Below are 20,889 nucleotides of genomic sequence, written 5' to 3' on the forward strand. Positions count from 1 at the left end.
ACTTGCGGAACGGCAGGCGGCTGCTCCCGTTTTCCTTCTGAGAGCGGGGCCGCCCCCTGCCCCGCCCGACGCGAAGGAGACAAGCATCATGGGCGACTATCGATATCGGGACGACATCCGAAGCGATTGGCGGGATGACCGGGCGCGCGGCCAGCGCGACTATCGCAGCAATTACGCGGGCAGCTCCTCGATCTTCAGCGACGAGGATCTGGTGCGCGGCGGCAGCCTCTATGGCGGCGACGGCGGCTATGGCCGCGACGAGGACCGCGGCGGCTTTGCCCGCGCGGCAGATGAGGTGAAGAGCTGGTTCGGCGATGACGAGGCCGAACGCCGCCGCGAAGGCGACGCGCTGCGCCGCGACCGCGGGCCGGAGATGAGCTTCCGCGGCCAGAACCGCCCGCTCGGCCGCTCGCGCGGCCAATATTACGGCAGCGGCGACTATTATGGCGGCACCGGCGGCGACTGGGGCGGCCAGCGCGAACCGTGGGGCGACGGCGACTATTATCGCGGCGCCGAACGCCAGCAGCAGCAGGGCTATGGCGGCCAGCAGCAGGGCGGCGCACCGACCGACACCCATTACCGGAGCTGGCGCGACCGGCAGATCGCCGAGCTCGATCGGGACTATGACGAATATCAGAGAGAGCAGCGCCAGCAGTTCGGCAGCGATTTCGATAGCTGGCGCCGTAATCGGCAGATGAACCAGGGCAACAATGCCACCGGCGGCACCAGCCCGACCCCCGATGTCGCGACGAGCAGCGCCGAAACGCGCGGCCGCAACCGCACCAAATCCTGAATCCCCAATCCAAGGAGACCTCCGATGGCTATCTACGACCGTTATGACGACGACGATCTGCGCACGCGCGACCGCAATTACCGCTACGGTCGCGAGCGCGGGATGTTCGGCCAGAGCAACCGCACGCGCTATCGCGAGCGTGACGATGTCGAGCGCGGCTATATCCGCGACCGCGGCTATGGCAGCGACGAGACGCGGCGAGGGCTGCCGATCGAGGAGACGACGCGCCTCATCGCTTCCAACAAGGTTGAGGGCACGCGCATCTACGGAAGCGACGGGCGCCGCATCGGGCATGTCTACAATTTCATGGTCGATAAGCGCAGCGGCCAGGTCGAATATGCGGTGATGGCCTATGGCGGCTTCCTCGGCATGGGCGAGCGCTATTATCCGCTGCCGTGGCGGACACTGAGCTACGACCGCGAAGCCGGCGGCTACGTCATCGACCTCACCGAGCGTGATCTCGAGAATGCGCCGAGCTTCACCCGCGACAGCGAGCCGCGCTTCGACCAGGCCTATGGCGAGCGTGTCCACGGCTGGTACGGACTCAACTACTAAGCTTCATCGGCTACGCGAGGGAACGGCCGTCCTTTCGGGGGCGGCCGTTTCGCGTTCATCCTGGCGCAAGGTCGGGGGTGGTTGGCGGGTTGCCGCCGGGCTAAGGGCCGCGGCGTGCGCTATCCGGGACTTGCATGATCCTTTTCCTCCGCCGTTGCATCCTCGCCCTGCTGTTCGTCATCGCCGTTCCCGCGCAGGCCGCGGGCGACGGCACCTGGTTCTACCAGGGCAGCGACATCCCGCAGGACAAGGCGTGGACCTTCGGCACGCTCGACAACGGCCTGCGCTATGCGGTGCGGCGCAACGCGCTGCCGGCGGGCCAGGTCTCGATCCGCGTCCGCATCGGCGCGGGATCGCTGCACGAGGCGGACGGCGAGCGCGGCTGGGCGCATTTCGTCGAGCATATGCTGTTCCGCGGCACCGAGAATTTCCCCGATCGGCAGGCGCGCTACGTCTGGCAGAAGCTGGGCGCCAATTTCGGCAGCGACAGCAACGCGACGACCAGCGCTACGCAGACCGTCTACCAGCTCGATCTGCCGCACGCCGACAGGGCGAGCCTCGACACCAGCCTCAACGTCCTTTCCGAAATGATGGACAAGGCGCGGTTCGACAGCGCCGCGATCGAGGGCGAGAAGCGCATCATCCTGCAGGAAAAGGCCCGCCGCCCCGAGCTTTCGACCAAGATGCAGGAGGCGAGCTGGCCGCTCTTCTACGCGGGCCTGTTGATGGCGGATCGCGATCCGATCGGCACCAACGCGACGCTTGCCGCCGCCAATCCGGCGGGGCTCAAGGCTTTTTACGATCGCTGGTATCGGCCGGATAACGCCACGGTGGTGATGGTCGGCGATGCCGATCCGGCGATGATGGAAGAGCTGATCGCCAAGCATTTCGGCACTTGGGCAGCCAGGGGTACAGCGGCACGCGACCCCGATTACGGCGCGATCGCCACTCCCGAGACGCGGATCGCGACGCTGGCTTATCCCGGCGCGCCGCACGTCATCTCGGCGACCTGGCTGCGCCCTTATCGCTGGCGCCCCGACACGATCGCCAGCGAGCGCGAGGATTTCGCCAAGTCGATCGCCTCGCGCATCCTCAACCGGCGGCTGCAGGCCAAGTCGCGCGGCGATGCCGCCTTCCTCAACGCGGCGATCGGCCAGAGCGAGGCGACCAATGTCGCCGACATGACGATGCTGTCGGTCAGCGCCAAAGACGGCCGCTGGCGCGAGGCGCTGAACGAGGTGTTCGCGATCCTTCGCGACGCGACCGCGGCGCCGCCGAGCCAGGAGGAAATCGCGCGCGAACTCAGCAACATCCGCACCAGCGCGACCGCCGCGATGGAGGGCGACGACACGGTGCGATCACCGCAACGCGCGCAGCAACTCATCGGCGCGCTCGACGACCGCAGCGTCGTGGCGAGCGCCAAGGAAGTGCTGGCATTGTTCGACGGCTTCGGCCGCGACATGACGCCCGCCGCGGTCGCCGCCGCCACCCGGTCGCTGTTCGACGGCGCCGGCCCGCGCATGGCGTTGCTGGCGCCCGAGGCGGTGAGCGAGACGGATGCCGAGGCGGCGCTTGCAGCGGCCGAGAAGATTGCCCCGGCGACGCGGCAGGCGGAGCGCAAGATCAGCATGGACAATCTGCCGCCGATCGGCGCGCCGGGCCGCGAGGTCTCGCGCCGAACGATCGACGATCTCGGCGTCACCATCGTCACCTTCGCCAACGGATCGACGCTGACCTTCAAGCAAAGCGATTTCGAAAAGGGATCGGTGCAGGTGCAGCTCCGCTTCGGCGGCGGGCTGACTGCGATCGATCCCAAGGCGCCGTCGCTCGGCTGGGCGGCGGGCGCGATCGCCTCTTCGGGCATGGCGGACCTCGATCTCGACGCGATGGAGCGGCTGCTGACCGGGCGGCGCATGGCGATGACTTTCGGGGTGGACGACGACGCCTTCATCCTCTCCGGCCAGACCAACGGCACCGACCTCGGCGATCAGCTCCGCCTCCTCGCCAGCAAGCTCGCCTTTCCGCGCTGGGACGCGCAGGTGTTCGGGCGGCTGCGCTCTGGCGCGCTCGAAAGCTACGAGCTGGCTTTTGCCTCCGCGACGGCGCGCGCGAGCCGCGAATTCGGCGGCGTATTGCGGCCGGCCGACAGCCGCTGGGCGCCGGTGGAGAAGCCCGCGGTGCAGGCGGCGGACGCCAAGGCGTTCGAGGCGTTCTTCGCGCCGCTGACCGCGCGCGGGCCGGTGGAAGGCATCATCGTCGGCGACGTCGATCTCGAAACCGCGGTGCAGGCGTTCGCGCGCACCGTCGGCGCACTCCCGAGGCGGCCCGCGCCGGTGCTGCCCGCGGGGACGACGGCGGTCGCGCCGCCGCCGCCCTCGCCCGATCCCGCGCGCTTCACCCACAACGGCGCGCCGGATGAGGCCTATGCCGTGATCGGCTGGACGACGATGGGCGGGCTCGACCATCGCAAGGAGCGGCGTGCGCTCAGCATGGCGGCGAACATGCTGCAGGTGCGGCTGTTCGACCGGCTTCGTGAGGAGGAGGGCGCGACCTACAGCCCCTCGGCCATCTCCAGCACGTCGGAGACCTTCCCGGGCTGGGGCGTCTTCTACACCGCCGCGGCGATCAAGCCGGAGAGCGCCGACGCCTTCTTCCGCATCGCGCGCGAAGTGGTGGCGGATCTCGCCGCCAAGCCGGCCGCGCCGGACGAATTCGCCCGCGTCCAGAATCCGATCCTGACCGGCATCGAGCGGCGCGAAAAGACCAATGCCTATTGGGTCGGCGTGCTGCAGGGCATCGGCGCGCACCCCGAGAAGATCGATTACGCGCGCAATTATCTCGCCGATTACAAGGCGATGACCGCCGAAGACGTCCGCGCCGCCGTCGCCCGATACGTCGCCGACGCACCCGACTGGTCGATGCTGGTGGTTCCCGCTAGAAAAGCCGGCGGTGGCAACGAGTAGCGCAACGACCCTGAGCCAGCCGCCCGGCCCGATGCCGGGGGCGGCGACACCGCAGCCGACAGCGGCGAGCGGGGGGTGGAACGTCGCGCCCAAATTGCCCGAGCAGCACACCCTGTTCGGCGACAAGAACCGCGCCTTCTGGATCCTGCAGTCGGCCGGGTGGGCCGGCTATTTCATCCTGAGAACGCTGACCGGCGTCGCCAATGCGATGGGGTTCAGCTTCATCATCCACACGACGCTGCTGACCGCGACAGGCTATTCGATCACCTTGCTGATGGCGGCGGCCTACCGGCGGCTGATCCACCAGAAGCCGGTGGTCACCTGGGCGGTCTCCATCAGTCTGGTGCTGATCGCCTCCGCGGTCTTTTCGGCGATCGAGACGTGGAGCCACGCGACCTTCCTGAGGCCCGGAACGCGGCCCGAGGGGCTGCAATTCTTCGGCGCCATCCTGCTCGATTTCGCGCTGCTCGCGGCCTGGTCGGCGCTCTATTACGGGATCAATTACTACCTCTTGCTCGAGCAGCAGACCGACCGGATGCTGCGGCTGGAGGCGCAGGCGAGCAGCGCGCAGCTCGCGATGCTGCGCTACCAGCTCAACCCGCACTTCCTTTTCAACACCCTCAACTCCATATCGACGCTCGTCCTGCTGAAGCAGACCGACCGTGCCAATGCGATGCTCTCGCGGCTGTCGTCCTTCCTCAGGTACACATTGGTCAACGAGCCCACCGGGCAAGTGACCATCGAGCAGGAGGTGGAGACGCTGAAACTCTATCTCGAGATAGAGAAGATGCGGTTCGAGGAGCGGCTGCGGCCGATCTTCACCATCGATCCGGCGGTGCGGCGCGGCAGATTGCCATCGCTGCTGCTGCAGCCGCTGGTGGAAAATGCGATCAAATATGCGGTGACGCCGCAGGAGGAAGGCGCAGACATTACCATCGACGCGCGCAAGGTGGGCGGGCGCGTTGCGATACGGGTTTCAGACACGGGACCGGGCGTCGACGCCCAGTCCGCACTCTCGGCACGTTCCACCGGAGTCGGACTGGCGAACATTCGGGACAGGCTGGCGCAGGCCTATGGCGCCGACCATCGTTTTGAGACTCAAACGAGTGCAACAGGGGGATTCAGCGTAACCATCGACATCCCATTCCAGACTGAATCCGAGGAATTGAAATGACCATTCGCACGATCCTGGTCGACGACGAGCCGCTGGCCACGCAGGGCCTCAGGCTGCGGCTGGAGCGGCACCCCGACGTCGAGGTGATCGACACATGCTCGAACGGCCGCGAGGCGATCCGCGCGGTGAAGACACACAAGCCCGATCTCGTCTTCCTCGACATCCAGATGCCGGGCTTCGACGGTTTCTCGGTGATTCAGGGGCTGTTGGAGGTCGATCCACCACTGTTCGTCTTCGTCACTGCCTATTCGGACCATGCGATCCGCGCCTTTGACGCGCAGGCGATCGACTATCTGATGAAGCCGGTGGAGGAAGACCGGCTGGCCGACACGATGGACCGCGTCCGCCAGCGCCTCGCAGAGCGGCGCAGCGCCGAGGAAGCGGGCAAGCTCAAGGAAGTGCTCGCCGAAGTCGCGCCGGACGCGGTGGACAGCGTGGAGGGCGAGGAATCGCTCGCCTCGAGCCGCTTCGAGAAATTGATCAACATCAAGGATCGCGGCCAGATCTTCCGTGTCGACGTCGATTCGATCGAGAGCGTCGAGGCGGCCGGCGATTACATGTGCATCAAGACCGCCGACAACACGCTGATCCTGCGCGAGACGATGAAGGATCTGGAGAAGCGGCTCGATCCGCGCCGTTTCCAGCGCGTCCACCGCTCGACGATCGTCAACCTCGATCTCGTCCGCCAGGTGAAGCCGCACACCAACGGCGAATGCTTCCTGGTGCTCGATTCGGGCAGCCAGGTGAAGGTCAGCCGCAGCTATCGCGACGTGGTGGCGCGGTTCGTCCACTGACGGCGGCGATATGCTAAGGGGCGCCGCAATGACCGCGCCCCTTTCTCTTCGCGACCGGCTGGAAGCCGAAGCGCGTTCGCTGGGCTTCACCGCGTTCGGCATCGCGCGCGCGGATGCGGCCCCGCGGAGCGGCGAGCGGCTGCGCGCATGGCTCGCCGACGGCGCGCATGGCGACATGATCTGGATGGAGGAAACCGCCAACCGCCGGGCCAGCCCTGCCGGGCTGTGGCCGGAGGTCCGATCGGTGATCGCGCTGGGGATGAGCTATGCGCCCGCCGCCGATCCGCGGCTGCTCGAAGCCGAGCCCGAGGCCGGACGCATTTCGGTCTATGCGCAGGGCGGCGATTATCACGACGTGGTGAAGCGCGCGCTGAAGGCGCTGGCGCGCTGGCTGGTCGCGGCGGCGCCCTCCGAGCTCAAGGTGTTCGTCGACACCGCACCGGTTATGGAGAAGCCGCTGGCCGAGGCGGCGGGGATCGGCTGGCAGGGGAAGCACACCAACCTGGTCAGCCGCGAGGACGGGAGCTGGCTGTTCCTCGGCACGATCTTCACCACGCTAGAGCTGGAGGCGGACGCGCCGCATGCGCTGCGCTGCGGAAGCTGCCACGCCTGCATCGATGCGTGCCCGACCGCCGCGTTTCCGGTGCCATACCGGCTCGATGCGCGGCGCTGCATCTCCTACCTCACGATCGAGCATAAGGGGCCGATCCCCGAAGAGTTTCGCGCTGCGATCGGCAACCGCATCTACGGCTGCGACGATTGCCTCGCCGCCTGCCCGTGGAACCGCTTCGCGAGCAGCGCGCGCCGCAACCAGGCGTTTTTGCCGCGCGCCGAACTGGCGGCGCCTGCGCTGGCCGATCTGCTGGCGCTCGATGACGCCGGTTTCCGCCGAGTGTTCGCGGGATCGCCGATCAAGCGGATCGGGCGCAACCGCATGGTTCGCAACGCCGCGATCGCCGCCGGCAACAGCGGCAGCGCCGCGCTCGTGCCGGTGCTGCAGCGGCTGACCGATGATGCGGACGCGGTGGTCGCCGAAGCGGCGCGCTGGGCGCTGGAGCGGCTGGCGGTCAGCGCCGCGCCGCGGTGAGCGCGGCGACGCAGCTTGCGCGGTCCATGTCGCGCCCGTCGGGCAGCCGCGCATCGACATAAGTAACGAGCGGCTCGGCGCCGGAGCGCTGCGGATAGAGATAGGCATCGAGCACGCAGACCGCGCTCCCGAACTGCAGCTTGCGCGCTTGCCCTTCGCGCACGTCGAGCTCGGCCTCGCCCAGCAGCCGCTCGAGATGGCGGGCATTCTGGCCCATCACGCTTTCGAGGCCGTGAGTGTCGAAGCGCGGCGTCTGCACTTGCGGCACGGGCGCCTGGCTGGAAGGCGCCGCTACGCAACCACCGAGCGTTGCGAGGAGCAGCAGGGGAATACGGGTACGGTTACGCGTCATGACCCTTGCTTCGCGCAGCGGCCGTGCCGGGTCAATCGGTTGATCCCCCCGGGTGCGGGCGATAGGGCGGCGCTTTCGCCAGACGGAGCCTTGCATGACCGCCCCCACCCTCGACGTCCTCGCTATCGGCAATGCCATCGTCGACGTAATCGCGCCCGCCGATGACACGTTCCTCGCCGACGAGGGGCTGGCGAAGGGGTCGATGCGGCTGATCGACGCCGGTGAGGCCGAGCGGCTCTATGGCCGGATGGCCGCGGGGCGCGAGACGAGCGGTGGATCGGCGGCCAACACCGCCGCCGGCGTCGCCGCTCTCGGCGCGCGCGCGGGCTTCATCGGCCAGGTCGCCGCCGATCAGCTCGGCGCCGTCTTCGCGCATGACATCCGCGCGGTTGGCGTTGCGTTCGAGACGCCCGCGGCTGGGGACGGCCCCGCCCCCACCGCGCGGTGCCTGATCCTCGTGACGCCCGATGCGCAGCGGACGATGAACACCTTCCTCGGCGCGTCGCAGCATCTGCCGCCCGCGGCGATCAATTCGGCGCAGATCGAGAGCGCGGCGATCCTCTATCTCGAAGGCTATCTGTGGGATCCGGAAGAGCCGCGCGCGGCGATGGAGCGGGCGATCGAGATCGCGCGGGGCGCGGGCCGCAAGGTCGCCTTTACGCTCTCCGACAGCTTCTGCATTGCGCGGCACCGCGCCGGATTCCTCAAGCTGATCGAGGATCAGCGGATCGACATCCTCTTCGCGAACGAGGCGGAGATTACCGAACTGGCCGGCGAGAGCGATTTCGAGGCGGCAGTCGCGGCGATCGCGCCCAAGGTGCCGGTGCTGGTGGTGACGCGCAGCGAAAACGGCGCAATCGCGGTCAGCGGGAATGAGCGTGCCGAAGTGGCGGCCGAGCCGGTCGAAAAGGTGATCGACACCACCGGCGCGGGCGATCTTTTCGCCGCGGGCTTCCTGACCGGCCATGCGCAGGGCCGGAGCCTCGAGGAAAGCCTGACATTGGGCGCGATCGCTGCGGCGGAAGTGATCTCGCATTATGGTGCGCGCCCGGAGGCGGATCTGAAGGCGCTGGCAGCGAAGCGGATCGGATGAACCTGTTCCCCGGCGAACGCCGGGGCCCAGTCGTCCGGCTTGCATGACCCTGATATGCTGGACCCCGGCTTTCGCCGGGGAACCCTACGTCCCCCAGGCGATGAAATGGGGGTTCTCGAAGCCAGGCTTGCCGTAGCGTAGCGGATCGCCGGCCAGGTCGAGGACGCGGCCGCCCGCCGCTTCGAGCACGGCGTGGCCGGCGGCGGTATCCCATTCCATCGTGCGGCCCCAGCGCGGATAGACATCGGCGCCGCCTTCCGCGAGCACGCAGAATTTGAGCGACGAGCCGGAGGCGACATGGCCGGTGACGCCCATCTCGGCGAGCCGCGCAGCGTCCTCGGGAGAAGCGTGGTTGCGGCTCCCTACCGCATCGAGCCGTCCGGGAAGGCGCGAGCGCGTGGCAATCGCCTCCTCGGCGCCGCCCTTCAGCCGGCGGGACGCGCCGTGGCCGATCTCGCCAAAATAGAGCGCGTCGGGCACGGGCGCGTAGACGACGCCCGCGACCGGATCGCCATTCTCGATCAGCGCGATATTGACCGTGAACTCGCCGGTGCGGTCGGCGAAACCGCGCGTGCCGTCGAGTGGATCGACGAGGAAGAAGCGGGTGCCGAGATCGGCGGGGATGCGGCCCGCGCATGCCTCCTCTTCCGCGACGACCGGGACGCCGGGAAAATCGCGGGCGAGCGCGGCGAGGATGATCGCCTCGGCGCGCTGGTCCGCGATTGTGACCGGAGAGCCGTCGGGCTTGATATCGACCGCACAGCCTTCGGTGTAGACGCAGAGGATATCCGCGCCCGCTTCGAGTGCGGCGGAGACAAGCGGTTCGAGGATCGGCGTCGGCAAGAAGGGCAGCCCTTCGACAGGCTCAGGGCGAGCGGGTGAAGTGGCGTCTTCATAACCGCTTGGGCCGAGCTTGTCGAAGCCCAGCCCTTTTACGCGCCGAGCTTCCGCCGGTCCTTGAGGATCGCCGCCGCCGCGTTGTGTCCCGGTGCGCCGGTGACTCCGCCGCCCGGATGCGCGCCCGATCCGCAAAGATAGAGGCCGGGAAGCGGCATCCGGTAATCGGCATGGCCCAGCATCGGGCGGGCGGAAAAGAGCTGATCGAGCCCCATCTTACCGTGGAAGATATCGCCGCCGACGAGCCCGAAGCGGCGCTCCAAGTCGAGCGGCGACAGCGCGAGGCGGCCGATGACCGAAGCCTTGAAGCCGGGCGCATAGGCATCGACGGTGTCGATGATCCGGTCTGCCGCCTCCTCGCGCCGCGCATCCCAGCCGCCAGGCACGTCGTAGCGGAAATGCTGGCAGAAGAGGCTGGCGACGTGGCTGCCCGCGGGCGCGAGGCTGTCGTCGAGCGTCGAGGGGATCAGCATCTCGACGATCGGCTCGGTGCTGAACCCGTCGCGCTTCGCATCGACGTAAGCCCGGTCCATATAAGTTAGCGAGGGCGCCATAATGATGCCGGCGGTGAGATGATCGCCCGGTTCGGGGAGCGATGTGAAGCGTGGCAGTTCCGACAGCGCGACATTCATGCGGAAGGTGGCGGATTCCGAGGCCCAGCCCGCCATGCGCCGGTCGATCTCCGGCGCGACGGCACCTTGCGGCAGCAGCGATCCGAACAGCAGCCGGGGATTGACGCCCGCAGCGACGCCCTTGGCGCGATAAGTCTTGCCGCCCGCCACCGCGCCCGCCGCGCGGCCGCGCTCGACGATGATTTCCGAAACCGGCGCGTCGAGGATGATCTCGACGCCCTTCTCGCGCGCCGCCTTCGCCATCGCCTGGGTGATCGCGCCCATCCCGCCGATCGCATGGCCCCATGCGCCGTCGACCCCCGCCGCCTCGCCGAACACGTGGTGGAGGAGGACATAGGCCGACCCCGGCGTCCAGGGGCTGCCGAAATGGCCGACCACCGCGTCGAAGCCGAACAGCGCCTGCACCAAGTCGTGGCTGAAATAGCGTTCGAGGATGTCGGCGGCGGATTTGGTGAAGAAATCGAGCAGGTGCCGCTGATCCTCGATCCCCATGCCGCGGACGCCCGATCCCAGCTTCAGCGCGGCGAGGATATCGGCCACGCCGCCGCCGGCATTGGGCGGAGCGCGGAGCAGCCATTCGCGCAGGATACGGACGACACCCTCGAGCGAGGCGGCATAAGCGTCGTAATTCTCGGCATCCTTTGGCGAGTGGCGGGCGATCTCGCGCTTGGTGAGGCCCTCGCGGCCCGACAGCAAATAGTCAGCGCCCTGCGTCGGCAGGAAGTTGTCGATCTTGCGGAGCACCACGTTCAGCCCGTGATCGTAGAGCCGCATGTCGGCGATAACTTTGGGGTTGAGCAGGCTGACGGTGTAGCTGGCGGTTGAGTTGCGGAAACCGGGGTGGAATTCCTCCGTCACCGCCGCGCCGCCGACCACCGACCGCGCTTCCAGCATCGTCACCTTCATCCCCCGCGACGCGAGGTAGAAGGCGCACGTCAGCGCATTGTGCCCGGCGCCGATGATGAGGATGTCGGTCATTCTGCACAATCTCCGCTCGGGCTGAGCCTGTCCAAGCCCTGCCCTTCTTCCAGCGTTGTCAAAAGTAGCCCAGCCCATCGACGCACTCAGGGCAGACGGCTGTGGGGATCAGGGCAATCGCGCCTTCGGAAAACCGCCCCAGGCCGCGTCATAATCCTTCTGAAGCTCCGCGCACTCCAATGCGTATCTTGTCGGGCGGTAGGGCCAGCAGGTTTCGACCATGAAGGCGAGCGTGCCTTCGATCTTGTGGGGCTTGAGCGCCGCCTCGCTCGCCCCCTTCCAGCTTGCGACGTCGGGGCCGTGGCCCGCCATCTGGTTATGGAGCGAGATCGCGCCGGGGGCGAAGCCTTCCGCCTTTGCATCATAGGCGCCGTGGATGAGGCCCATGCATTCGCTCATCACATTACGGTGGAACCAGGGCGGGCGGAACGTGTCCTCCGCCACCATCCAGCGCGGCGGGAAGACGACGAAATCGGCGTTGGCGCGGCCGGGCACGTCGCTAGGCGAGGTGAGCACGGTGAAGATCGACGGATCGGGGTGATCGAAGCTGACTGTGCCGATCGCGTTGAAGCGCGCGAGATCATATTTCCACGGCGCGAGATTGCCGTGCCAGGCGACGACATCGAGCGGCGAATGGTCGATCGTCGTCGTCCACAGCGATCCCATATATTTCTGGATGAGCTCGACGTCGCCTTCTACATCCTCATAGGCTGCGACCGGCGCCTCGAAATCGCGCGGGTTGGCGAGGCCGTTGGCGCCGATCGGGCCGAGATCGGGGAGGCGGAACAGCGCGCCGTGGTTCTCGGCGACATAGCCTCGCGCCTCGCCATCGGGCAGCGTCGCGCGAAAGCGGACGCCGCGCGGGACGAGCGCGATCTCGCCGGGCGCCACGTCGATCCGTCCCATCTCGGTGAACAGGTGGAGGCGGCCCTGCTGCGGAATGAACAGCATCTCGCCGTCCGAATTGAAGAAGGCGCGGCGCTCCATGTCGCGATTGGCGCGGTAAACGTGGACGGCGACACCCTCCAGCGTGGTCGGATCGCGGTTGGCCGCCATCGTCACCATGCCGTCGATCAGGTCGGTGGGCTCCGAGGGGATGGCGAGCGGGTTCCAGCGGAGGCGATTGGGCGCGACCGGCTCATCCGTCGTGCCCGGCGCGAACAGGTCGGCGCCCTGGTAGCGCACATAGGGCGGATGCTCGGCGCTCGGCCGCATCCGGTAGAGCCAGGAGCGATGGTTCTCGGCGCGCGGCGCGGTGAAGGCGGTGCCCGACAATTGCTCGGCATAAAGGCCGAACGCCGGCTTCTGCGGCGAATTGCGCCCCACCGGCAACGCCCCCGCCACCGCCTCGGTCGCGAAATGATTGCCGAAGCCGGACATATAGCCTTCGCTTGCCAACATTTGTCTCCTGAACGCGCGCCACTTCTATCGTCATTCCCGCGAAAACGGGAATCCCGGTTAGGATAGGTGCGCGAGAAGGCAAAGCGGGATTCCCGCTTTTGCAGGAATGACAGAATAGGGTGACGGGTCGCGGGTCACCGCATCAGCACGAGTTCCTCGGCCATCGTCGGGTGGATGGCGACGGTATCGTCGAATTGCGGCTTGGTGAGGCCGGCCTTTACCGCGATCGCGGCGGATTGGAGGATTTCCGGGGCGTCGGGGCCGATCATGTGGATGCCGACCACTTTCTCATTCTCGCCATCGACGACGAGCTTGTAGAGCGCGCGCTCGTTGCGGCCCGCGAGGACGTTCTTCATCGCGCGGAAATCGGAGGTGTAGATCTTGACCGAACCCAGCCGCTCGCGCGCCTCCGCCTCGGTCATGCCGACGCCCGCAATCGGCGGGTGGCTGAAGACCGCGGAGGGGATGTTCTCGTAATCGACGCGGGTCGGCTTTCCGCCGAATATGGTATCGGCGAAGGCGTGGCCCTCGCGGATCGCGACGGGGGTGAGCTGGACGCGATCGGTGACGTCGCCGATCGCGTAGATGCTGGGGACCGAGGACTGGTTGTCCTCGTCGACCTCGATCGCGCCGTTCTTGCCGAGCTTCACGCCGGCTTCTTCCAGCCCGAGACCCGGGGTGCGCGGCACCCGGCCGACCGCCCAGAGCAGCAGATCGGCCTCGATCGGATCCTGCCCGGCGAGATGGATGACGAGACCGCCCTCCGCCTTCTTCTCGATCTTCTCGAAGGGCGCGTTGAACAGGAATTTGATGCCCTTGGTGAGCGAGATCTGGAGCAGCCGGTCGCGCACCTGCTCGTCGTAATGGCGCAGGATGCGGTCGCCGCGGTTGACGATCGTCACGTCGGACTTGAGCTGGTGGAAGATGCCGGCGAATTCGTTGGCGATATAGCCGCCCCCCGCGATCACCGCACGCTTGGGGATCGTGTCGAGATTGAACACCTCGTTCGAAGTGATGCCATGCTCCGCGCCCGGCACGTCGGGGATCATCGGCCAGGCACCGGTGGCGATGAGGATGGTGCCGGCGCTGACCTTGGTGCCGTCGGCCAGCGTCACCTCATTGACGCCCGAGACGGTGGCGCGCTGGTGGATGACCTCGACCTCGTTGCGCTCGAGAATTTCGCCGTAGATGCCTTCCAGACGCTCGACCTCGGCGAGCACATTGTCGCGCAGCACCGGCCAGTCGAACTTGCAGTCCGGCACATCCCAGCCGAAGCGGCGCGCGTCCTGGAGGTCTTCGGCGAAATGCGCGCCGTAGATCAGCAGCTTCTTGGGCACGCAGCCGCGGATGACGCAGGTGCCGCCGACGCGAAACTCCTCGGCAATGGCGACGCGCGCCCCATGTGCGGCGGAGACGCGCGCGGCGCGTACCCCGCCCGATCCCGCGCCGATGACGAAGAGATCGTAATCATAGGTCTTTGCCATCATGCGTCCTCGGAAGTTGCGGGGCCGAGCGCGCGAGCGATCAGCGCCTCGGTGGAAGGATCGAAGCGCTGATCGCCGCCGGAATCGATAGCCCTGGCCATTTCCTTGCCGAGCTCGACGCCGAACTGATCGAACGGGTTGATGCCGAGCAGCGCGGCATTGGCGAAGGTGCGGTGCTCGTAAAAGGCGATGAGCGCGCCCAGCGTGGCGGGATCGAGCCTATCGAGCAGGATCGTCGTCGACGGGCGGTCGCCGGGATAGGCGCGCTGCGGATCGTCGGACGCCTTGCCGGCGGCGAGCGCGGCGCCCTGTGCGAAGCAATTGCCCAGCAGTTGTGTGTGATGCTCCCCGGCGAGGCCGTGCTCCGGCTCGGTCACCGCGACGAACTCGACCGGCACGAGATGCGTGCCCTGGTGAAGGAGCTGGAAGACGGCATGCTGGGCGTCGGTGCCGACCCCGCCCCAGGTGATCGCCGCAGTGGCGCGGCCGACGGGTGCGCCGTCCACCGTCACCGACTTGCCGTTCGATTCCATCTCGAGCTGCTGAAGATAGGGGGGCAGCAGCCGCAGACGCTCGTCATAGGCGAAGACGGCGCGCGTTTCGGCGTGCCGCAGGTTAGCGTAATATCGATCGACGAACGCGGCGATCAGCGGCGCGTTGCGTTCGGGCGGGGCAAGGCGGAAATGCCGGTCCATCGCCGCGGCGCCCTCGAGCAGCTCCTCGAACGCCTCCCAGCCGAGCGCGAGCGCGGCCGGAAAGCCGATCGACGACCAGAGCGAATAGCGGCCGCCGACGCTTTCGGAGAATGGCAGGATGCGCGTCTCGTCGACGCCGAATTCCAGCGCGCGATCCGGCGCGGCGGTGAGCGCGACGACGCGGCCATAGGGATCGGCGACGCCGCCCACCTCCATCCAGTCGAGCGCCGACTGCGCGTTGAGCATCGTCTCGCTGGTGGTGAAGGTCTTGGACGCGATGACGAGCAAGGTAGCGGTAGGGTCGAAGCGGTCGAGCGCTTCGGCGAGCGCGGCGCCGTCCACGTTGGAGACGATGGCGCTGTCGTAGCGGCCGGAATCGCGGCCGAGCGCATCGATCAGCAGATCGGGGCCCAGCGCGGAGCCGCCGATGCCGATGTGGAGGATATGCCGGATCGTGCCGAACGCGCCTGCCTCGATCGCGTCGATCAGCGCGCGCATGCGGGTGTGGAGCCCGGCCGCGCGGCGGACGCTTTCGGGCGCACCCTGCCCGCGCTCGGCGGTGTGTTCGGCGGCGCGGCCCTCGCTGGCGTTGACCGGATCGCCCGCGAACAGGGCGTCGCGTTTGGCGGCGAGATCGGCCGCGGCGGCCAGGGTGACGAACGCGTCGAGATGCGCGGCGGTAAGGTGCGTCTTGGCGAAATCGAAGCGGATGCCCGCTTCCTCGATGCAGAGGCGCGACAGCCGGTCGGGCTCGGCCTTGAAGAGATCGAGGATGGGACGCGTCTCGATCGCCTCCAGCGCCGCCCATTCGCGATCGGTCATGCAAAGCTCCTCTTTATGAGGCGGCTATCTAGGGTCGCGGCGCAGGAAAGCCTAGGCGGCAATTGACCTACGATTGGTTGCGTGCATATACACGCTTCATGCTTCCGTTGCTATGCACTTGCGCCCGGCTCAAGCGATCGACGCGGATCGTCAGCGCGCATTACGACGCCGCGCTGGCGCCTGCGGGGATCAGCGTCGCGCAATTCTCGTTGCTGCGGCAGTTGCAACGCGCGGGGCCATCGACGCTCAGCGATTTCGCCGCCGCGACGGCGTTCGATCGCACGACGCTCAACCGGACGCTGGCGCCGCTGGAGGCCAAGGGCTGGGTCGCATCCGGGCAAGGCCGCGACAAAAGAAGCCGCGTGGTGCGGATCACCGACGAGGCGCGCGCGGTGATGCGCAAGGCCACGCCGCTGTGGGAGAAGGCGCAGGCCGAGATCGGCGCGGCGCTTGGGGAGGAAGGCGCCGCGCTGGACGCTGCATTCGACCGGCTGGAGGGACTTGCGGCATGAGCCTGTTTGGGCCCGCGATGAAACGGCCGTGGACGGTGATCCTCACCGGCGCGGCGATCGTCACGCTGGCGATGGGCGTCCGCCAGTCGTTCGGGCTGTTCCTGCCGCAGATGAGCGTCGATCTCGGCATCGGCCGCGGCGACTTCGGCATGGCGCTGGCGATCCAGAACCTACTCTTCGGCCTCGCGCAGCCCTTGGTCGGCGCGCTCGGCGATCGCTACGGCGCGGGGCGTGTCGTCGCCGGCGGCACCCTGCTCTACGTCGTCGGCATGCTCGCCGCCGCCTGGGCGGACAGCGCGTTGGGGCTGACGCTTTCGTTCGGCATCCTCATCGGCATGGCGCTTTCGGCGACGACCTTCGTCACCGTGCTCGGGGCGGTCGGCCGCGTGGTGCCCGCCGAGAAGCGCGGCATGGCATTCGGGCTCGTCACCGCGGGCGGATCGCTCGGCCAGTTCCTCGTCGTCCCCGCCGCGCAGATGCTGCTCGGCGATCTCGGCTATCGGCTTGCGCTGGTCGTGCTCGCGGGGCTCATCGCGACGATGATCGTGCTGGCGATCGGCGTCGCCGGGCGGCCGGGCGCGGGCAGCCAGCAGGCGGAGCCTGCGCAGACGATGCGCGCCGCGCTCGCCGAGGCGGCGGGGCATCGCGGCTATTGGCTGCTCAACGCCGGCTTCTTCGTCTGCGGCTTCCACATCGCCTTCATCGCGACGCATTTTCCCGCCTATCTCAGCGATCGCGGCCTCGGCCTCGAGGTCGGCGCGAGCGCGCTGGCGCTGGTCGGCCTGTTCAACATCTTTGGCTCCTACCTCGCCGGCTTGTCCGCGGACCGGCTGCGCAAGAAATATGTGCTGAGCGCCATCTATGCCGCGCGATCGGTGGTGATCATACTGTTCCTGCTCGCGCCCCTCAGCGCCGCGAGCGCGCTCGTCTTCGCCGCCGCGATGGGCTTCCTGTGGCTCGGCACCGTGCCGCTGACCAGCGGCCTCGTCGGCCAGATCTTCGGCGTGCGCTATCTCTCCACGCTCTATGGCATCGTCTTCCTCAGCCATCAGGTCGGCAGCTTCTTCGGCGCCTGGGCGGCGGGCTATGCCTATGACCTTTCCGGCAATTACGACTTCGCCTGGGCCGCCTCGATCGCGCTCGGGCTGTTCGCAGCGATCGTCCACCTTCCCATCGCCGACCGGCCGGTCGCGCGCCTCCGGCCCGCATGACCGCACCGCACCCTCTCCTGCTGATCGGGGCCGCGGCCGCCATGGCCGCGCTCGGCCTGATGCTCTGGCAGCGCGAGGGGATCATGGTGGCGCTTAGCGGGCTCGTCGCCTACTGCCTCTGACTTGACCGCTCCCCCGCCCCAAGCGAAAGGCGGGCGGTGCATGGACGGATGAGGAAGAGCCGCGGCAAGGGCGGGCTGTGGGAGACCGTGCGTTTCGCCGCGATCCTCTTCGTCATCGCGCTGCTGCTCCGCACCTTCATCGTCGCGCCGTTCAGCATCCCCTCCGGATCGATGCTGCCGACGCTGATGATCGGCGATTTTCTGTTCGTCGCCAAATGGCCTTACGGCTATTCCGCCGCGTCGCTGCCCTTCGGCGCAGGGAGCGACGGCGAGCGCTGGCTAGGCGCGGCGCCCGAGCGCGGCGACGTGGTGGTGTTCCGCTATCCGGGCGGCGGTGACGACGATTATATCAAGCGCGTGATCGGCCTCCCCGGCGACACGGTGCAGATGCGGGATGGCTCGCTTTGGCTCAACGGCGAGCCGGTGCCCAAGACGCGGATCGCCGATTATCTGATGCCGATCAGCCTCAACAGCCCGTGCCGCACCGTCGGCGAGGAGAGTGAGCGGATCGTCGAGGGGCCGGACGGCGCACCGGTCTGCGCCTACCCGCGCTATCGCGAGACGCTGCCCGGCGGGCGGAGCTATGCGATCCTCGACCAGGCGCGCATCCCCGCCGACGACACGTTGCCGATCGCGGTGCCCGAAGGCCATTATTTCGTGATGGGCGACAATCGCGACGACAGCGAGGACAGCCGCTTCCCGACATCGGTGGGCGGCGTCGGGCTGCTGCCCGCGGACAAATTGATCGGCCGCGCCGCGATCCTGTTCTTCTCGACCGACGGATCGGCGGCTTTCAGCAATCCGGCGAGCTGGGTGCGCGCGGCGCGCTGGGACCGGATCGGCCGGAGCGTCGAACGATGAGCGCGATCACCGCCTGGATCACCTCAGCGACCGGCCACACGCCGCACGATGCCGCGCTGTTCGAACGCGCGCTGACCCATTCGAGCCGCGGCGGCGCTGACTACGAGCGGCTGGAGTTCCTGGGCGATCGCGTGCTCGGCCTCATCATGGCGTCGCTGCTCTACCGCCTCTATCCCGACGAGCCTGAGGGCAAATTGTCGAACCGGTTCAACGCCCTGGTCACGCGCGAGACCTGCGCCGACGTGGCCCGCGATCTCGGCATCGGCGCACAGGTGATCCTCGGCAAGCAGGCGCGTGACGACGGCGCCGCGGACAGCGACAATGTGCTGGGCGACGTGGTCGAGGCGCTGATCGGCGCGATCTACCTGGAAGGCGGGCTGGAAGCGGCGGAGGCCTTCGTGCGCCGCGCCTGGGGCGACCGCGCCGAACGTCAGGCGAGCGCGCCCAAACACCCTAAGTCCACGCTTCAGGAATTGGCGGCCGCCAAGGGCGCCAAGCCCCCTGTCTACCGCCTCGTCCACCGCTCCGGCCCCCACCACGCCCCGCGCTTTACCGTGGAAGTGGAACTGCCGGGCCTCGGAACCGCAACCGCCGAAGGCGCGTCCAAGCAGGAAGCGGAAAAGGCGGCGGCACTGGCGCTGCTTGATGAACTGGGATGACCCGCAACAAGCTCAGGCGGGCAGTAATGATGATTGAGAAAATAATGGATAATCAGACAAAATGCGGCCTGGTTGCCGTCGTGGGTGCGCCCAATGCGGGGAAGTCGACGATCGTCAACTGGCTGGTCGGCCAGAAGGTGGCGATCGTCAGCCCCAAGGCTCAGACGACGCGGACGCGGCTGATGGGCGTCGCGATCGCGGGCGCGGCGCAGATATTGCTGGTCGATACGCCCGGCATCTTCGAGCCGCGGCGCCGGCTCGACCGGGCGATGGTCGCCGCAGCCTGGGGCGGCGCGCAGGATGCGGACCTCATCGCGCTGGTGATCGACGCTTCGACCGGCTTCACCAAGCGGATCGAGACAATGCTCGACACGATCGAAGGCCGCAGCGAGCCGCGCATCCTGGTGCTCAACAAGGTCGACGCGACGGCGAAGAACGATCTGCTGACGCTCGCCGCGCAGCTCACCGAGCGGATGACCTTCGAGGCGGTGTTCATGGTCTCGGCGACGAGCGGCGATGGCATGATCAACCTCAAGGCCGCGCTCGCCGAGCGGATGCCCGATGGCCCGTGGCACTTCCCCGAGGATCAGGTGTCGGACGCGACCGACCGGATGCTCGCTGCGGAAGTGACGCGCGAGCAGCTCTACCTCCAGCTCCATGCCGAGCTCCCTTATGCGAGCGCGGTCGAGACCGAGAAATATGAGGAGCGCAAGGACGGATCGGTCGCGATCCACCAGCAAATTCTCGTCGGTCGCGCGAGCCAGCGCGCGATCGTGCTCGGCAAGAACGGTGCGCGGCTGAAGGCGATCGGCACCGCGGCGCGCGAGCAGCTCGCGGCGCTGCTCGGGCACAAGGTCCACCTCTTCCTCCACGTCAAGGTGAAGCCCGACTGGGAGGAGGACCGGGGCCTCTACCGCGACATCGGCCTCGATTGGGTGGAGTGAGCCGCAGCCGCGACGAGCCGGGTTGGCATCGCCGCGCCGATACCGCAGGGTGCGGCCATGGACGAAAGCGACGCCCCCCGCCGCCCGAACCGGGCCTTGATCCTGATCCTTCTGCTGTTCGTCGCCGGTGCGGCGGGCGCGGCGATCTGGTGGGCGGCGAAGCCCGGCGATCCGCTCGGCCCGCAGGCGGCAGCTCCCACCCCCGCCCCCGATGCGCCGACCGGCGTCCGCGCACTCGAACCGAAGGCGCAGCTCGCCGCCGCGTTCCAGACCGTGTTCGGCCAGGCCGGCGAATCGAAAGTGACCGAGGGCGACAAGACTTATGCGGTGACGCCCGCGACGATCGAATGGATCGGAGACACCGCCGCGCTGGTGACGCTGGCGCGCGACATGGACGACTGCCACGCCTGCAGCGGCGCGATGGGCGTCTATTATCTGAAGCCCGAGGGCGACGGCTTCGCGGTGACCGGGCGGTGGCCGGTGATCGTGCCCGGCTCCTCCTTCGGCGCCGCGACGAGCGGTTGGACGGTCCGCCGCGATCTCGCCTCACACCCGGTGATCGCGAGCGAGGGCGGCTTCACCGGCCAGGGCTACACCTGTAGCTGGACCAACCTCGCCGAACTCGCGCCGACCGCGCCGGTGCTGCTAGCGACGGTGCGCACCGGATTTAGCGATGCCGGCGCGCGGGTCGACAATGCGCCGGCGACCGAATGGGACGGCAAGATCGTCAATCCGAAGGCGGACCAGTCGTTCGACGTCGTCTTTGCGGGCAGCGACCGCTTCACCGAGACGTGGCGGCGCGACGGCGAGGTCTATGCGCCGGAAGAGCCGTCGCGGCTCGACGAGCATTGCTGAGCGGG

The 20,889-nt window shown here is 68.0% G+C and carries 20 protein-coding genes; 14 read left to right on the forward strand and 6 right to left on the reverse strand.

Annotation, left to right across the window (positions count from 1 at the left end; all coding sequences use genetic code 11):
* Positions 1–88 precede the first annotated feature (88 nt).
* The 6 genes from B9N75_RS01835 to queG all read left to right on the forward strand — a co-directional run bounded on the left by B9N75_RS01835 (position 89) and on the right by queG (position 7,366).
* Positions 89–793, forward strand: a complete 705-nt coding sequence (locus tag B9N75_RS01835; RefSeq protein ID WP_085217257.1) for an SWFGD domain-containing protein — start codon at positions 89–91, stop codon at positions 791–793.
* Between the two features lie 24 nt (positions 794–817).
* Positions 818–1,348, forward strand: a complete 531-nt coding sequence (locus B9N75_RS01840) for a PRC-barrel domain-containing protein (RefSeq protein ID WP_342039335.1) — start codon at positions 818–820, stop codon at positions 1,346–1,348.
* Positions 1,349–1,482: 134 nt separating this feature from the next.
* Positions 1,483–4,311 (forward strand): M16 family metallopeptidase, encoded by a 2,829-nt coding sequence (locus tag B9N75_RS01845; protein WP_085217258.1) that lies wholly within the window; start codon positions 1,483–1,485, stop codon positions 4,309–4,311.
* Entirely contained in the window at positions 4,298–5,485 is a 1,188-nt protein-coding gene (locus B9N75_RS01850) for a sensor histidine kinase (RefSeq protein WP_244552399.1), read from the forward strand. Before B9N75_RS01845 ends, B9N75_RS01850 begins: the two co-directional genes overlap by 14 nt.
* Positions 5,482–6,279 carry a LytR/AlgR family response regulator transcription factor gene (locus tag B9N75_RS01855; protein ID WP_085217260.1) on the forward strand — a complete coding sequence of 266 codons (798 nt, stop codon included), beginning with the start codon at positions 5,482–5,484 and terminating at the stop codon, positions 6,277–6,279. The genes B9N75_RS01850 and B9N75_RS01855 overlap by 4 nt, the downstream gene beginning before the upstream one ends.
* A 28-nt stretch (positions 6,280–6,307) precedes the next feature.
* Complete coding sequence (gene queG, locus B9N75_RS01860; protein WP_085217261.1) at positions 6,308–7,366, forward strand: tRNA epoxyqueuosine(34) reductase QueG; 1,059 nt, start codon at positions 6,308–6,310, stop codon at positions 7,364–7,366.
* Here the strand turns inward: queG and B9N75_RS01865 are convergent.
* Positions 7,347–7,718, reverse strand: a complete 372-nt coding sequence (locus B9N75_RS01865; RefSeq protein WP_085217262.1) for a hypothetical protein — start codon at positions 7,716–7,718, stop codon at positions 7,347–7,349. The two genes, queG and B9N75_RS01865, sit on opposite strands and share 20 nt — an antisense overlap.
* A 94-nt stretch (positions 7,719–7,812) precedes the next feature.
* Between B9N75_RS01865 and B9N75_RS01870 the strand changes: the two genes are divergently transcribed.
* Complete coding sequence (locus B9N75_RS01870; RefSeq protein WP_085217263.1) at positions 7,813–8,811, forward strand: adenosine kinase; 999 nt, start codon at positions 7,813–7,815, stop codon at positions 8,809–8,811.
* Positions 8,812–8,895: 84 nt separating this feature from the next.
* Here the strand turns inward: B9N75_RS01870 and cysQ are convergent, their stop codons facing one another.
* From cysQ to pgi, 5 genes are all read right to left on the reverse strand, one after another.
* Positions 8,896–9,654 carry a 3'(2'),5'-bisphosphate nucleotidase CysQ gene (cysQ, locus tag B9N75_RS01875; RefSeq protein WP_157123648.1) on the reverse strand — a complete coding sequence of 253 codons (759 nt, stop codon included), beginning with the start codon at positions 9,652–9,654 and terminating at the stop codon, positions 8,896–8,898.
* 89 nt (positions 9,655–9,743) lie between these two features.
* Positions 9,744–11,327: a phytoene desaturase family protein gene (locus B9N75_RS01880; protein WP_197685123.1), complete on the reverse strand. Its 1,584-nt coding sequence runs from the start codon at positions 11,325–11,327 to the stop codon at positions 9,744–9,746.
* A gap of 99 nt (positions 11,328–11,426) precedes the next feature.
* Positions 11,427–12,719, reverse strand: coding sequence for a homogentisate 1,2-dioxygenase (gene hmgA / locus B9N75_RS01885; RefSeq protein WP_085217265.1), 1,293 nt, complete (start codon positions 12,717–12,719; stop codon positions 11,427–11,429).
* A 134-nt stretch (positions 12,720–12,853) separates the two neighbouring features.
* Positions 12,854–14,203, reverse strand: coding sequence for a glutathione-disulfide reductase (gene gorA, locus B9N75_RS01890; protein WP_085219352.1), 1,350 nt, complete (start codon positions 14,201–14,203; stop codon positions 12,854–12,856).
* Positions 14,203–15,720 (reverse strand): glucose-6-phosphate isomerase, encoded by a 1,518-nt coding sequence (gene pgi, locus B9N75_RS01895; RefSeq protein WP_085217266.1) that lies wholly within the window; start codon positions 15,718–15,720, stop codon positions 14,203–14,205. The genes gorA and pgi overlap by 1 nt, the downstream gene beginning before the upstream one ends.
* A 98-nt stretch (positions 15,721–15,818) precedes the next feature.
* On the opposite strand from pgi, the gene B9N75_RS01900 reads away from it, so the two are divergent.
* From B9N75_RS01900 to B9N75_RS01925, 7 genes are all read left to right on the forward strand, one after another.
* Positions 15,819–16,232, forward strand: coding sequence for a MarR family winged helix-turn-helix transcriptional regulator (locus tag B9N75_RS01900; protein WP_085217267.1), 414 nt, complete (start codon positions 15,819–15,821; stop codon positions 16,230–16,232).
* On the forward strand, positions 16,229–17,443 hold the full coding sequence (locus B9N75_RS01905; protein WP_085217268.1) for an MFS transporter: 1,215 nt from the start codon (positions 16,229–16,231) through the stop codon (positions 17,441–17,443). Before B9N75_RS01900 ends, B9N75_RS01905 begins: the two co-directional genes overlap by 4 nt.
* Positions 17,440–17,565, forward strand: coding sequence for a hypothetical protein (locus tag B9N75_RS14400; RefSeq protein WP_280173576.1), 126 nt, complete (start codon positions 17,440–17,442; stop codon positions 17,563–17,565). The genes B9N75_RS01905 and B9N75_RS14400 overlap by 4 nt, the downstream gene beginning before the upstream one ends.
* 48 nt (positions 17,566–17,613) lie before the next feature.
* Complete coding sequence (lepB, locus tag B9N75_RS01910) at positions 17,614–18,426, forward strand: signal peptidase I (protein ID WP_085217269.1); 813 nt, start codon at positions 17,614–17,616, stop codon at positions 18,424–18,426.
* On the forward strand, positions 18,423–19,085 hold the full coding sequence (gene rnc / locus B9N75_RS01915; protein WP_085217270.1) for a ribonuclease III: 663 nt from the start codon (positions 18,423–18,425) through the stop codon (positions 19,083–19,085). Before lepB ends, rnc begins: the two co-directional genes overlap by 4 nt.
* A gap of 44 nt (positions 19,086–19,129) precedes the next feature.
* Positions 19,130–20,029: a GTPase Era gene (era, locus tag B9N75_RS01920; protein ID WP_085217271.1), complete on the forward strand. Its 900-nt coding sequence runs from the start codon at positions 19,130–19,132 to the stop codon at positions 20,027–20,029.
* A 96-nt stretch (positions 20,030–20,125) separates the two neighbouring features.
* Positions 20,126–20,884: a hypothetical protein gene (locus B9N75_RS01925; protein ID WP_157123650.1), complete on the forward strand. Its 759-nt coding sequence runs from the start codon at positions 20,126–20,128 to the stop codon at positions 20,882–20,884.
* Positions 20,885–20,889: the final 5 nt, after the last annotated feature.

It is taken from the genome of Allosphingosinicella indica (assembly GCF_900177405.1).
GTDB classification, from domain to species: domain Bacteria; phylum Pseudomonadota; class Alphaproteobacteria; order Sphingomonadales; family Sphingomonadaceae; genus Allosphingosinicella; species Allosphingosinicella indica.